Origin of the sequence: Sediminivirga luteola, assembly GCF_014639315.1 — a bacterium.
In the GTDB taxonomy this organism is placed as follows: Bacteria; Actinomycetota; Actinomycetes; order Actinomycetales; family Brevibacteriaceae; genus Sediminivirga; species Sediminivirga luteola.
Map to the genome: position 1 here is coordinate 137,434 of NZ_BMFY01000005.1, position 13,825 is coordinate 151,258.

Sequence of the window (13,825 nt, forward strand, 5' to 3'; positions counted from 1 at the left end):
GACCTTGCCGCACACCACCGACAGCGACGTCGGAAGGAAGAAGACACATGACCGAGAACACCACTGTGCGGCTCACTGTCGCCCAGGCCATCGTGAAGTTCATCGCTGCCCAGCACTCGGTGGCCGACGGGCACCGGCAGCGGTTCGTCCCGGCCGCCGCCGGCATCTTCGGCCACGGAAACGTCGCCGGATTCAGCCAGGCCCTGGCCCAGTACTCCGACCAGATCCCGTTCGTCCAGGGCCGCAACGAACAGGCGCTCGGCCACGCCGGTTCGGCGCTGGCCAAGGCATCTCGTCGCCGGCAGACCCTCGCGGTCACCGCCTCCATCGGCCCCGGCGCCATGAACCTCGTCACCGCCGCTGCCCTGGCCACGGTCAACCGGCTCCCGCTCCTCCTGCTTCCCGGCGACACCTACGCCACCCGGCGCCAGGGACCCGTCCTGCAGCAGCTGGAAGACCCCAGCGACCCTGGCCTGTCCGTCAACGACGCCTTCCGGCCGGTCTCCCGGTTCTTCGACCGCATCACCCGTCCGGAGCAGATCCTCACCGCTCTGCCCCAGGCCTTCCGCGTGCTGGCCAATCCGGCCGAGACCGGCGCCGTCGTGCTCTCCCTGCCGCAGGACATCCAGTCCCACGCCTACGATTACCCCGCGGAGTTCTTCCGCCCCCGCGACTGGAAGATCCGCCGCACGCTCCCCGATACGGAAGACATCGAGGCCGTGGCCGCGCTGATCCGCCAGGCCGAGCGACCCCTCATCATCGCCGGCGGCGGCGTGCACTACTCCGAGGCCGGACCCGCTCTGGAGGCATTCGCCGAGGCGACGGGCATCCCCGTGGCCGAGACCTTCGGCGGCAAGGGCGCCGTGCAGCGAGGCGCCGACTGGTTCCTGGGCGGCATCGGCCTGGAGGGAAACCCCGCCACCAACCGGCTCGTGGCCCGGGCCGACCTCATCCTGAGCATCGGCACCCGGCTGACCGACTTCGCCACCGGCTCCCAGACGATGTTCCAGGACCCGGACGTCCGCTTCGCCTCCATCAACATCACCGAACTCGACGCCCTCAAACAGGGCGCCACCGCCGTACTCGCCGATGCCAGGCTCGGGCTGGACGCGCTCGCCGTGGCCGTCGGCGGGCACCGGGTCGCGGCCGGCTGGGCCGAGGAGATCGCCGCCCGCAAAGCCGAATGGGAACCCGAACGCGCGCGTGCCCTCGATCCGGACACGCCCTTCGACCCGGCCGCTCCGGAGCACGCCGCACTGGACATCCCGGAGACCGACGCCGTGCTCACCCAGGGCCAGCTGATCGGGCTGCTGCAGGAACACGCGCAGGAAGGCGACACCGTCATCGCCGCGGCCGGCGGCCCTCCCGGCGATCTGCTCAAGGTCTGGGACGCCACCGCCGGGCGCCACTGCCACCTGGAGTTCGGCTTCTCCTGCATGGGCTACGAGATCCCCGCCGGCATCGGCGTCCGCCTGGCCGATCCCGACCCGGCCCACCGGGTGAGCGTGTTCATCGGCGACGGCACCTACCTGCTGAACCCGACCGAGATCCTCACCGCCGCCCAGGAGGGCATGCCGATCACCTACATCGTCTCGGAGAACCGCGGCTATCAGGTGATCCGCCGCCTGCAGATGCTCAAGTACGGCGAGCAGTTCGGCAACGACTTCCGGTACCGGGGCAAGGACGGCGAGGGCGCCCGGCTCGACGGGGACTACCTCCAGGTGGACCTGACCGCCATCGGCGCCGGCCTGGGAGCCCTGGCCCGACGCGCCGGCAGCGCCGAGGAAGTCCGCGCCGCCCTCCGCGAGACCCGCGACCATCGCGGACCCGTCGTGATCGTCGTGCCCACCATCCCGCACGCCGATCTCCCCGGCGCAGGCGTCTTCTGGGACGTTGCGCCCGCCGAGGTCGCCGAGCAGGACTGGGTGGCACCCCTGCGCGCCGAGTACGAGGACGGCCTCAAAGCCCAGCGGTGGCACGGATGAGCGCCGGTTCCGGGACCGGTTCCCGCGCGGACGGCACAGCCGCTCGTGCCGTGTCATCTCCCGGCGGGTCCTCTCCCGTGATTCCTGCCGGGCCACTCGATCGGGGCCGCCTGCGCCGCCGGCTGCTGGCCGGTGAAGCCGTCGCGGGCTGCTTCGCCGGGCTCGCCTCGCCGATGGCCGTCGAGGTCATGGCCGCCTCCGGCGCCGGCTGGGTCCTGGTGGACCTGGAACACGGCGGCGGAGGAGAAGAACAGGTGGGCCCCGCGGTCGCGGCCGCCGGCGCCTACGACACCGCCGTCCTGGTCCGGGTCGAGCGCCCGGACCGGGTGCGCATCGGCCGCGTCCTCGACGCGGGCGCCGCCGGGGTCATGCTGCCCCGCATCGAGAGCGCCGATGAGGTCCGCGGCCTGCTGCGCCACCTGCGCTACCCGCCGGACGGCGACCGTGGCGTGGCGACCTATAACCGCGCGGTCCGCTGGGGACAGGACCTGGCCGCCCTCGGCACCGCGAACACCGAGGCAGCCGGGATCGTGCAGATCGAGACCCGCGGCGCGCTGGAGCAGATCGAGGAGATCGCCGCGCTCGACGGCGCCGACGTCCTGTTCATCGGGCCGCTCGACCTCAGCTACGCGCTCGGCGTGCCGCTGGACTTCGGCGCCCCGGCCTTCACGGGCGCCGTGGAGCGCGTTCTCGCCGCGGCGGAGCGCCACGGCAAGGCGGCCGGCATCCTCAGCCCCACCGCGCAGGCCGCCGTGGACCGCAAGCACCAGGGCTTCCGCTTCCTCGCGGTCGGATCTGACTCCACCCTGCTCGCCTCAGCGGTGTCCGGCGCCATGGCGGCTCTGGCGGACAACCCCGCCGAGGCGCTTCCCGAGCGAGGCTCTGCGGCGAACACGACGCACAGCACGGACCCGGCCGCCCGGCCGCAATCCTGACCAGCCGTATACGACCCCCCTCACGAGGAGCACAGTGACCACTGCACGCAGCATCGGCGTCGGACTCATCAGCGTCGGCTGGATGGGCAAGCTGCACAGCCGCGCCTACACGAACCTGCCCATCGTGTACCCCGAGCTGGGCATCCGGCCACGGCTGGTCCAGGCGGCCGACACCGCCGAGGACCGCATCGACTACGCCCGGGACGTGCTCGGCTACGCCTCCGGCACCACCGATTACCGGGAGGTGCTGGCCAATCCCGAGGTGGACGTCGTCTCCATCTGCGCGCCGAACTTCCTGCACGCTGAGATCGGCAAAGCCGCGGCGCAAGCCGGCAAGGCCTTCTGGATCGAGAAGCCTGCCGGACGCTCGGCACAGGAGACCCAGGAGATCGCCGCTGCCGCCGCTGCCGCCGGCGTCATCTCCGCGGTTGGCTTCAACTACCGGAACGCCCCGGCCATCGAATACGCCCGCAGCCTCGTGGCCGGGGGCAAGCTGGGCCGCATCACCAATATCCGCGGCGCCTTCTTCGCCGACTACTCCTCCGAGCCGAAGGGCGCTCTGTCCTGGCGGTTCATCCGGGACCTCGCCGGCTCCGGCGTGCTCGGCGACCTGATGGGTCACCTGGCGGATCTGGCGCACTACGTGGTCGGCCCGGTCGCCAGGGTCAGCGCCGTGACCTCCACCGTCTACACCGAACGACCCAAGCTGCCGATGGGTCAGGGCACGCACTTCGCGGTGGTCGAGGACGGGGAGATGCTGCCGGTGGAGAACGAGGACTACGCGGCGCTGCTGGTGGCCTTCGGCGGAGATGCCGCGGGCGCCGTCGGCACGCTGGAAGCCTCCCGCGTCTCGGTCGGCCCGCGCGCCCAGTACAGCCTGGAGGTCTACGGCACCGAGGGCTCCCTGCTGTGGGACTTCGAGCGGATGAACGAGCTGCAGCTGGCGCTCGGCCGCTCCGGGCCGCACGTCGGCTACACCCGGATCATGGCCGGTCCGGATTTCGGCGACTTCGGCCGGTTCCAGCCCGGCGCCGGCACCAGCATGGGCTACGACGACCTCAAGGTCATCGAAGCCAGGAAGTTCCTGCAGGCCTACCTCGGGGAAAACAGCGCTCACGCCGATATCCGCGATGCGCTCGCCGCGAACCGCGTGGTCTCCGCAGCCGAGACCTCCGCGGCCTCCGGCACATGGGAGGAGGTGGCGCCGGTCGAGGGCACCACCGCGGCCCGGCGCGACGCCGGAGGCGCCGCAGAGACGACGGAACGGCATGACGACGCCTCGGACGCCGGCGCAGGCGGTGCCGCGGACCACGGCGCCGGCCCCGCGCGTGAAGCGGGAGGAACCGCCGATGCCTGAGCGGGCCGGCGGCCCGGAGCGACTCGTCGTCGGGCTCGGCCCGGTCCCGCCGTCAGCAGTCGAACCCGTGCTCGGCGACGTGGTATTCGTCCCCGAGCCCGGGCCGGAGGAGCTGGCCGCCGCCGAGGGCGCCATCGTCCGCGCTTCCGTGACGGTCGGGGAGACCGAGCTGGCCGCGATGCCCCGGCTGCGGGTGCTGGCCCGCACCGGAGTCGGGTACGAGCGGGTGGACGTCGAGGCCGCGGCCCGCCGCGGGATTCCCGTGGCGATCACACCCGGTTCCAATACCAACGCCGTCGCCGAAGGCGCTTTCGCCCATATGCTCCACCTGGTCAAACAGCTCGGTCCCCTCACCGCGCTCATCCGGGACGGCGGCTGGGACGAGCGTGCCGCCATCCCGGTGGGGGACCTGGAGGACGCCACGCTGGGCATCATCGGCTACGGCCGGATCGGACGCCGCGTGCACCACCTCGCCGATGCCTTCGGCATGCGGGTGCGCGCCTACGACCCCGCAGCGGAGGTGCCCGGCGGGATCCGGGCCGGCACCCTGGAGGAGCTGCTGCGCGGTGCCGACGTCGTGACCCTGCACGTGCCGCTGCTGCCGGCCACCCGGCACCTGATCGACGCCGCGGCACTGGAGCTGATGCGCCCCGGCGCGGTGCTGGTCAACGTCAGCCGGGGCGGACTGCTCGACGAGGACGCGGTCCTGGCCGCGCTGGAATCCGGCCGGCTGGCCGGTGCGGGACTGGACGCCTTCGATCCCGAACCCCCGGCCCCGCATCCGCTCCACCAACACCCGCGGGTCGTCCTGACCCCGCATGTGATGGGCCTGAGCCGCCGCGCCGCCCACGCCACCTTCGTCGACGCGGCCCGCGCCGTCCGCGCGGTCCTGGACGGCGGCACCCCGGCCGCCGTGGTCACGCCAGCATCCTCGTCCGCCCCGGATCACCCGCCCCGCCCGGTCTAAGCGCCGGACCCTTCCTGACCAGACAGCCGGCTGTCACAGTCCTGGCGCCGGAAAAGATCGCCCTCTAGAGCAAGGAGTACGAGGATATGAGCACACAGGCGAGGATCGCGGCGGCCCCCATCTCCTGGGGCGTCTGCGAGGTCCCGGGCTGGGGCCACCAGATGGCGCCGGCACGGGTGCTGCAGGAGATGCAGGAACTCGGCTTCGCGGCGACGGAGTTCGGCCCGGAGGGCTTCCTGCCCGCCGAGCCCGAGGCCAAGGCCGCGCTGCTGGAGAAGTACGGCATGCGTGCCGTCGGCGGATTCGTTCCCGTCGTCCTCCACGACCGCGCGCAGGACCCGCTGCCGGTGATCGAGGCCGAGCTGAAGGGGTTCATCGCCGCCGGCGCCGGAACCCTCGTGCTGGCCGCGGCCACCGGGGTCGACGGCTATGACGCCGCCCGGCCCCAGCTGGACGAAGCCGGCTGGGCGACGCTGTTCGGCAATATCCGCCGCATCCAGGAAGCCGCCTCGGCCGCCGGGATCGCCGTGGCACTGCACCCGCACGCCGGCACCATGGTGGAAACCCAGGACGACCTGGACCGGGTACTGGCCAGCACCGACGTGGCGATCTGCTTCGACACCGGGCACATGCTCATCGGCGGCATCGATCCGGTCGCCTTCGCCCGGCAGCACGCCGGCAGGGTCTCCCACGCCCATCTGAAAGACGTCAGCCTCGCCGCCGCGCGCCAGGTGCAGGCGGGGGAGAAGACCTACTACGACGCCGTCGTCGACGGGCTCTACCGGCCCCTGGGACAGGGCGACATCGACATCCGCGCGATCGTCCTCAGCCTCGCCGAGGCAGGTTTCGACGGCTGGTACGTCCTGGAGCAGGACAACGTCGTGCAGGCCGAGCCCGCCACCGGGACCGGGCCCATCGGCGACGCCCGCGCCAGCCTCGACTACCTGAAGAGCGTCCTGGAGGAGCAGGCATGAGCGGCCTGCGCATCGGCGTGATCGGGCTGGGCCGCATCGGCGTCATGCACGCCCGCAACCTCGCCCAGACCGAGGGCGTGGACGAGGTGGTGCTGATCGGCCGGAGCGCAGTTCGCGTGGACGCCGCCAGGGCAGAGCTGGAGAAGGCCCTGGCGCCCGGCGCCCCGGCGGTCCTGCGCGGTGACCTCGCGCCAGAGGGAGCCGCGGCGCCGTTGAGCACCCGGCTCACGGACGGGACATGGCTGGAGGGCCTGGACGGGCTGGTGATCGCCTCGTCGACGGCGAGCCATCCGCAGCTCATGCGCCAGGCCGCCGCAGCCGGCGTGCCAGCGCTCGTGGAGAAGCCCATCGCCCTGGAACTGGAGGAGTTCGAAGCGCTCGCGGCCGAGTTCGCCGAGCCGCGGACTCCCGTCATGGTGGCGTTCCACCGTCGCTACGATGCCGGTTACCAGGAACTCAGGCGCCGCATACAGGCCGGGGACGCCGGGACGGTGCGGCTGGTGCACGCACTCAGCCACGATCACTACCACATCACCACGGACTACATGCCCGGATCGGGCGGCATCTGGCGCGATATGGTCATCCACGACTTCGACGCGCTGCCCTGGCTGCTGGACGAAGAGGTGGTGAGCGTCTACGCCACCGGCGCCGTGGTGGACGAGCCCGCATACGCGGAGCACGGCGACGTCGACACCGCCAGCGCCATCCTCACCTTCGCCTCCGGAGCGCAGGCCATCGTCAGCGCGGGCCGGAACATCGCCTCCGGTCATGATGTCCGCACCGAGGTGTACGGCTCCAAGGCGGCGTTCTCCGCAGGCCTGGACGCGCGGACCCCGGTGGTCTCCACCGAACCGGGCGGGCCTGCACCGGAGGAGACCTACGACGAGTTCGTCAACCGGTTCGAACCTGCCTTCCGCCGGGAGATCGCCCACTTCCTCCGGGTGATCCGGGGTGAGGACGTCAGTCTCACGCCGCCTGCCGACGGGCTGACGGCGATGCGGATCGCCGTCGCGGCGGAGGAATCCGTGCGGCGGGGTGCCCCGGTGCGGATCCACGAGATCGGAGGCGCGCGGTGAGCGCCCCGGACCAGCCGGGCGCCCCGGTCCGTTTCGGGCTGATCGGCACCGGGCGCATCGGGCAGGTTCATGCCGGCAGCATCGCCCGGCTGCCGGACGCCGTGCTGACCCACGTCTGCGATCCCTTGGTCGACGGCGCCCGCAAAGTGGCGGCGGCGCACGAGGGCGCCCGGGTCAGCGCGGACGCCGCGGAGGTATTCGCCGACGAGCGGGTGGACGCCGTGATCGTGGCCTCGCCCACCGCCACCCACGTCGATCTGCTCGCCGCCGCGCTCGAAGCCGGGAAGCCGGTGCTGTGCGAGAAACCCATCGACCTGGATCTGTCCCGCGTCGACGCCCTGCGTGAGCGGGCAGCAGAAGCGCCCGTGCCGGTCGCGCTGGGCTTCAACCGGCGGTTCGACCCGCACTTCGCCGAGGCGCGCGGCAGAGTCGCCGCCGGGGAGATCGGCAGGCTGGAGCATCTGCAGATCACCAGCCGGGACCCCGCTCCGGCCCCGGCGGAGTACCTGCGCTCCAGCGGTGGGATCTTCCGGGACATGACCATCCACGACTTCGACACGGCGCGGTTCTTCGTCCCCGACATCGTCTCCGTCCAGGCCAGTGGCGGGAACGTGTTCAGCGAGGAGATCGCCGGGATCGGCGACTGGGATTCGGTCGCGGTCATCATGCGAGGCCGCGGCGGCGAGTTTATCACCATCACCAACTCCAGGCACAGCGCCTACGGCTACGACCAGCGGCTGGAAGTGTTCGGCTCGGAGGGTCTGATCGAGGTGCCCAATGTCGGGGACACGACCGTCCGCCTGCACACGGCGGCGGCGGTGGAGAGCCGGCGGCCGTACCAGAACTTCATCTTCGAACGGTATGCCGAGGCGTACCTGCTGGAGCTGGCCGAGTTCATCCGGCTGGTGCGCGGCGAGGAGTCACGCAGCCCCGGATTCGAGGACGGCCGGGCCGCGCTCGTCCTGGCGCTCGCCGCGGAGGAGTCCGCCCGGACCGGCCGGACGGTCGATGTCGACCTCTGAGCCGGCCGCTCTGGTGGCGACCTGCTGGACCTCGGCCGGTGCGGCCGTCCCCGGGGAAGGTGATCAGTGCAGTCCGTTCTCCCTCCGGGAGCGGATCGAGGCGGTTGCCACGGCGGGATACGCGGGAGCGGGTTTCGTCCTGGCCGATCTGGCGGGGTGCGCCGAGCTGGCGGGGTACGCGGGACGGGCCGGTGGCGCCGGCCCGACTGAGCGCGACGGGATGTCGCTGGCCGAGCTGGCCGCGGCGATGGAGGATCTGGGCCTGTGGCATCGGGAGGTGGAACTGATCGAGGACTGGAACCTTTCCGGTGGTGCCGACGCGGACGCCACGACGGCGCTGCTGGATGCCGCGGTGGCGTTGGACGCCGCCTTCGTGAAGGTCGGACCGCCTCGCGGCCCCGCGCTCGGAAACCAGGGTCCTCGCGGCGCCGGACTGGCCGCCAGCAGCTCGGGGGAGGGTGCCCAGGACAGGACGGCATCGGACTGGGACGGGCTCGTGGCGCCGATGCGTGAGCTGGCGGACCGTGCGGCGGTACGTGGCGTGCGTCTGGCGCTGGAACCGTTGCCGTTCGCGCGGATCCCCTCGATTCCGGCCGGCGCGGAATTCGTGCGTGCGGTGAGCCGGGACAACCTGGGGCTGGCGGTGGACTTCTGGCACGTGTTCCGGGCCGGAACGTCCCTGGACGAGCTGGCCGGTGCGCTGCGGCCAGGGGAAATCACCGCCGTGGAGCTGTGCGACGCCGACGCTGCGCCGGTGGGGAATCTGTTCGACGACACACGGCACCGGCGGCGTTACTGCGGGGAGGGCGCGCAGGACGTCGCGGGTTTCATCGGCGTCATGCGCGGACTGGGTTTCGAAGGACCCTGGGGCGTGGAGATCCTCTCCGCGGAGCACCGTGCCCGCCCGCTGGATGAGGGACTGAAGAAGGCCAGGGACACCGCTTTGGCGAGCTTCCCGCCCGCCTGAACTCGCACCCGTCCTGCTACCTCCGCAGGACGCGGTAGTGGTGGATGTGCGCGCCGCGCGGACCCGAGGGCGTCTCGTCCAGGACCTCCAGGCCGTAGGGGCGGGCGGCGCCGCTGAGCACAGGCGTTCCGCCGCCCAGCAAGGCCGGCAGCGTGGAGATGACGACCTCATCGACCACGCCGGCTTCTAAGCACTGACGGGCGACACCAGCGCCGAGGATGTTCACCAGCCCCTCGGTCCCGGCCACGGCCCGTGCGGTCTCCACCGCCTCGTGCAATGTATGGCGGACGAGCAGATTCGCCGGCGGGGACTCGATGGGGCGATGGGTGAGCAGCACCTGCGGGCCCTCCCACTGGCCTTCGAAGGCGCCCTCCTTCTCCGGGTCCCCGGCATGGGGATCGTCTCCGTCGAAGGTCGTGCGGCCGCAGAGGATCGCCGTGATGCGCGGGATGATCCGGTCGAGAATCGGGCCCGGATCAGGGACATCGCCGAGGAACTGCGTCAGCCAGGACATGTCTCCGCCGGGCCCGGAGATATAACCGTCGGCCGAAGCGGAGACCGAATAAAGGAAGGTCGTCATGAGATGGCCGGGCTCATCTCATCAGCGGGTGGACGGTCGTGGAGCCGTAGCCAAGGTGCGGCATTCCGGCTGCGATCTGCTGGGCGGCCGCGTCCGACTCCACCGCAATGGCATGCACGGCGAAGACCACCTGTGAGCCGGCGTCGTCGGCGGCGGTGCCCAGGGCGGCAGTGGCCGAGTTCAGCGCCCAAGCCTCCACCAATTGCCCGGATGAGCGCAGGTCGGAGTCAATCTGAGCCCAGATTTTCATCTCCGCGTCCAGTTCAGCGGTGCCCTCCTGTGGACCGGTGCCAGGAGCGTAGCGGTGGACAAGGGCATGCGTCGGCGTTGCCATGACGTTCTCCTCTGAATTCTCTCCGCTTGCACTCTGCAACCGGTGAGACCATCGCACCATAACCGGATGTAGAATGCAAGCAGTTTCGGAAGAGTCAGGAGTTCTGCATGGAGTCCGAGCACCGCTCAGGATGCCCCATCAACCTCTCGCTGGAGGTGCTGGGGGACAGCTGGTCACTGATCGTGATCCGCGACATCATGTTCGGCGACCGCAGGCACTACCGGCAGCTGCTGAACGAATCCGAGGAGGGCATCGCCTCCAACATCCTCAGCGACCGGCTCAAGCGGCTCACCGCTCACGGCCTGGTGACCAAGCAATCAGACCCGGCGCACAAGCAGCGCCAGCTCTACAGCCTGACCGAGCAGTCCATCCAGCTGGTGCCGGTGCTGGTGCAGCTGGGCGCCTGGGGACGGAAGTTCCTCCCCGCCAGCCCCGAACTCAGCATTCGCGCCAGGATTCTCGACGAGGGCGGGCCAGAGCTGTGGGCCGACTTCATGGACGAACTGCGGGTCATGCACCTGGGAGCGGAGCCGCGCGCCTCAGCGGAATCGGTGTTCGAGAAGCTGGAGAAGGCTTACCAGGAAGCGGTGGCCGCCGGCCGCTCCAGCTGAGCGACCGTGCTGAAGCGGTGCTCCGGGTTGAAAGCGAGGCGCCGGGCCGAAGCGATGTGATGTTCCGGGGTGCGCCGCCGGAGCGCGCCGCCGGGCTGAAAACAAGGCACTCTCGGCGCGCAACGGACCGGGCGCACCACGAGCTCGGCGCCTCACGACAGCCCCTCGCGAGGTGCCTTATGCCAGTGCCAGGATCTCCCGCAGATCCGCGGCCATGGCGTTCAGCCGGGCCCGGGCGCGTTCGCGGGCGGCAGCCAGCTCTTCCCGGAAGGTTCCCGTCTTCTCGCCCGTTGACGGGGACGCTTCCGATCCGCTCTCACGTGCCGGTGCCAGCGGCGGCTCCACCGCTTCGAGGTAGCACTTCAGCTTCGGCTCTGTGCCGGAGGGGCGGACGACGACGCGGTCCCCGGTTCCGGTCTCCAGGACCAGCCCGTCGGTTGGCGGAAGGGATCCCCCCTCGCCGCTGCCCTCGGCCAGATCCACCACCCGCGCCACAGCGGCGCCGCCCAGGCTCTCTGGCGGTTCGGCGCGGAGGCGGGCCATGGCATCGGCGATCAGCTGGACATCGGCGACCCGGAACGACAACGGAGCCGTCAGGTACACGCCGTAGCGCAGTGCCAGGTCGTCCAGGCGATCCTGAACCGAGCGGCCCGAAGCCTTCAAGCTCGCGGCCAGGTGGGCGAAGAGCAGGGCGGCGGAGATCCCGTCCTTGTCGCGTACGGCCTCCGGGTCGCTGCAGTAGCCCAGCGCCTCCTCGTACCCGAATACGAGGCCCGGTGTGCGGGAGATCCACTTGAAACCGGTCAGCGTCGTGGCGTAGCCGACGCCGCGAGCTTCCGCCATGGCTCCCAGCGCGCGCGAGGACACCAGCGAGGCGGCCAGCATCGGCGCGCGTTCATCGTCGGCCTGGCCGCCCTGGTCTCTGGAAGGCCGGATCAGGCGGTCGATGGCCTCGGCGCCCAGCAGCAGCCCCACCTCATCGCCGCTGAGCTGCCGCCAGCCGTCTGGGGACGGGACCGCCACGGAGAGCCGGTCGGCGTCGGGATCGTTGGCCAGCACCAGATCCGCGCCGGTCTCCGCCGCGCGCGCCAGCGCCAGGTCCAGCGCGCCGGGCTCCTCCGGATTGGGGAAAGCCACGGTCGGGAAGTCCGGGTCCGGTTCCCGCTGCGCTTCCACGGGGTGCAGGTCCTCGAACCCGGCGGCACGCAAGGCCCGCTCGGCGACGCCCCAGCCGACGCCGTGCAAGGCGGTGTGCACGATCGTGAGGTTCCGGTGGGCGTCCTCCCGCGGCACCAGCGCCGCCAGGCGGGCCAGATACGCGTCCTCGACGCCATCGTCCAGCAGCGTGATGCCCTCGGCCAGGCGGGGCACCGCCCGCACGGAGGGCACCGCTTCGATCCGCTCGGCGATCTCCCGGTCGGCCGGAGTCACGATCTGGGCGCCCTGGCCGGGTCCGGTGACGACGCGGCCACCGAGGTAGACCTTGTAGCCGTTGTCCCGGGGCGGGTTGTGCGAGGCGGTCACCATGACCCCGGCATCGGCGTCCAGATGCCGGACGGCGAACGCCAGCAGGGGAGTCGGCTTGGCGGCCGGGAGCAGCAGCGCCTCTCCGCCGGCGGCTGTCACCACCTCCGCGGTGTCCCGGGCGAAGGCGGCCGAACCGTGACGGGCATCGCAGCCGATCACGACGCGGAACGGCCGCGAGTCCCCGTTCCGGCCGGCAAGGCGCTCGGCCAGGAAGGCGCTCAGGCCCGCGGCGGCGCGGATCACGACGGCGCGGTTCATCCGGTGCGGCCCTCCGGCCAGCTCTCCGCGCAGCCCGGCGGTGCCGAACTGCAGCAGCCCGCGGAACCGGTCGCCCAGTTCCGCGCGGGCCGCCGCCCAGGATTCCTCATCGGCGTCCTGAGCGCCCTCCGCGTCCTGGAGCAGCACGGCCAGTTCCGCGGCGGTGGCCGGGTCCGGGTCATCGGCGATCCACGCGCGCACCACATCCCCGTCGAACTCCTCACCGGTGGCCTCGTAGGCTCCCGCCATCGAGGTGGGCACAGGGTCGTGGGGTGGCGGGCTCTTCGGCACGTCCGGGCCGCCGATGCCGCTCACTGCTCGCCCCCGGGCGTCTGCGGTTCCGGCTGTGCCGGGCCTTGAGCCGCGATACGCCGGACGACATCCGCCAGCAGGGTGGAGATCCGGGGGCCGGCGGCGCGTCCGGCCTCAATGACTTCCTCATGTGAGAGCGGCTCGTCCGAGACGCCCGCGGCGAGGTTCGTCACGAGCGAGATGCCCAGCACCTCCAGGCCCGCGTGCCGGGCGGCGATGGCCTCCAGCGCGGTGGACATGCCGACGAGGTCCCCGCCGAGGACGCCGGCCATCCGGACCTCCGCCGGGGTCTCGTAGTGCGGGCCGCGGAACTGGACGTACACGCCCTCGTCCAGGGACGGGTCCACGGCACGGGCCAGGGTGCGCAGGCGGGACGAATAGAGATCCGTCAGATCGACGAAGGTGGGGCCCTCCAGCGGGGAGTCCGCGGTGAGGTTGATGTGGTCGGAGATCAGCACGGGCGTCCCGGGCCGCCACTCGCGCCGCAGGCCCCCGCAGCCATTGGTCAGCACGGCGATGCTTGCCCCGGCGGCCGCTGCGGTGCGCACCCCGTGTGCCACCGCCCGCACGCCCCGGCCCTCGTAATAGTGCGTGCGTGCGCCGATCACGAGCGCATGATCGTCGGTGCCCTCGATCCGGATGCTCTTGACGGTGCCCTTGTGGCCGGGCACGCCGGAGGGCTGGAAACCAGGGACCTCGGTGGCGGGCAGTTCGGCGTTCACGGGGCCCAGGAGTTCCGCGGCCTGACCCCAGCCGGACCCCAGGACGAGGGCGAAGCGGTGGGCGTCGATGCCGGTGGCCTCCCGGATGACCGCGGCGGCTTCGGCTGCGGTGCGTTCGGGGTCGGGGAACGTGTGCGTCGTCATGAACCGGACATTACCCAAGGAGCCTGCCGGCCCAAAGCCGCGCGGGAGGACGGG

The 13,825-nt window shown here is 71.7% G+C and carries 13 protein-coding genes; 9 read left to right on the plus strand and 4 right to left on the minus strand.

The genetic code is table 11. The features are described from left to right. Positions 1-47 precede the first annotated feature (47 nt). The 8 genes from iolD (at position 48) to IEW13_RS07265 (ending at position 9,283) form a co-directional block, all read left to right on the plus strand. On the plus strand, positions 48-1,985 hold the full coding sequence (iolD, locus tag IEW13_RS07230) for a 3D-(3,5/4)-trihydroxycyclohexane-1,2-dione acylhydrolase (decyclizing) (RefSeq protein WP_188550277.1): 1,938 nt from the start codon (positions 48-50) through the stop codon (positions 1,983-1,985). Further along, on the plus strand, positions 1,982-2,920 hold the full coding sequence (locus IEW13_RS07235) for an HpcH/HpaI aldolase family protein (protein WP_229744986.1): 939 nt from the start codon (positions 1,982-1,984) through the stop codon (positions 2,918-2,920). The genes iolD and IEW13_RS07235 overlap by 4 nt, the downstream gene beginning before the upstream one ends. Positions 2,921-2,954: 34 nt before the next feature. Beyond that, positions 2,955-4,277 (plus strand): Gfo/Idh/MocA family protein, encoded by a 1,323-nt coding sequence (locus IEW13_RS07240; RefSeq protein WP_268235179.1) that lies wholly within the window; start codon positions 2,955-2,957, stop codon positions 4,275-4,277. Then, the gene (locus IEW13_RS07245; protein WP_188550278.1) at positions 4,270-5,244 is read left to right on the plus strand and encodes a hydroxyacid dehydrogenase; all 975 of its coding nucleotides are present in this window, start codon (positions 4,270-4,272) and stop codon (positions 5,242-5,244) included. The genes IEW13_RS07240 and IEW13_RS07245 overlap by 8 nt, the downstream gene beginning before the upstream one ends. Positions 5,245-5,330: 86 nt before the next feature. After that, entirely contained in the window at positions 5,331-6,218 is an 888-nt protein-coding gene (locus tag IEW13_RS07250) for a sugar phosphate isomerase/epimerase family protein (protein ID WP_188550279.1), read from the plus strand. Further along, a complete protein-coding gene (locus tag IEW13_RS07255) occupies positions 6,215-7,294 on the plus strand; it encodes a Gfo/Idh/MocA family protein (RefSeq protein ID WP_188550280.1) in 1,080 nt (359 codons plus the stop codon). The genes IEW13_RS07250 and IEW13_RS07255 overlap by 4 nt, the downstream gene beginning before the upstream one ends. Beyond that, complete coding sequence (iolG, locus tag IEW13_RS07260; protein ID WP_188550281.1) at positions 7,291-8,316, plus strand: inositol 2-dehydrogenase; 1,026 nt, start codon at positions 7,291-7,293, stop codon at positions 8,314-8,316. Before IEW13_RS07255 ends, iolG begins: the two co-directional genes overlap by 4 nt. Then, positions 8,303-9,283: a sugar phosphate isomerase/epimerase family protein gene (locus tag IEW13_RS07265; protein WP_188550282.1), complete on the plus strand. Its 981-nt coding sequence runs from the start codon at positions 8,303-8,305 to the stop codon at positions 9,281-9,283. Before iolG ends, IEW13_RS07265 begins: the two co-directional genes overlap by 14 nt. Before the next feature lie 16 nt (positions 9,284-9,299). Here IEW13_RS07265 and IEW13_RS07270 read toward each other — a convergent pair whose 3' ends face one another. Together IEW13_RS07270 and IEW13_RS07275 are read right to left on the minus strand one after the other, a co-directional pair. Then, positions 9,300-9,863, minus strand: a complete 564-nt coding sequence (locus IEW13_RS07270; protein ID WP_188550283.1) for a dihydrofolate reductase family protein — start codon at positions 9,861-9,863, stop codon at positions 9,300-9,302. Between the two features lie 13 nt (positions 9,864-9,876). Next, positions 9,877-10,197: a hypothetical protein gene (locus IEW13_RS07275; protein ID WP_188550284.1), complete on the minus strand. Its 321-nt coding sequence runs from the start codon at positions 10,195-10,197 to the stop codon at positions 9,877-9,879. 107 nt (positions 10,198-10,304) lie between these two features. Here IEW13_RS07275 and IEW13_RS07280 point away from each other — a divergent pair, with 107 nt between their 5' ends. Then, positions 10,305-10,808 carry a winged helix-turn-helix transcriptional regulator gene (locus tag IEW13_RS07280; RefSeq protein WP_188550285.1) on the plus strand — a complete coding sequence of 168 codons (504 nt, stop codon included), beginning with the start codon at positions 10,305-10,307 and terminating at the stop codon, positions 10,806-10,808. A gap of 177 nt (positions 10,809-10,985) precedes the next feature. Here IEW13_RS07280 and IEW13_RS07285 read toward each other — a convergent pair whose 3' ends face one another. Further along, positions 10,986-12,842 (minus strand): phospho-sugar mutase, encoded by a 1,857-nt coding sequence (locus tag IEW13_RS07285; protein WP_188550379.1) that lies wholly within the window; start codon positions 12,840-12,842, stop codon positions 10,986-10,988. Positions 12,843-12,904: 62 nt separating this feature from the next. Next, positions 12,905-13,771: a purine-nucleoside phosphorylase gene (locus IEW13_RS07290; protein ID WP_188550286.1), complete on the minus strand. Its 867-nt coding sequence runs from the start codon at positions 13,769-13,771 to the stop codon at positions 12,905-12,907. Between the last annotated feature and the right edge of the window lie 54 nt (positions 13,772-13,825).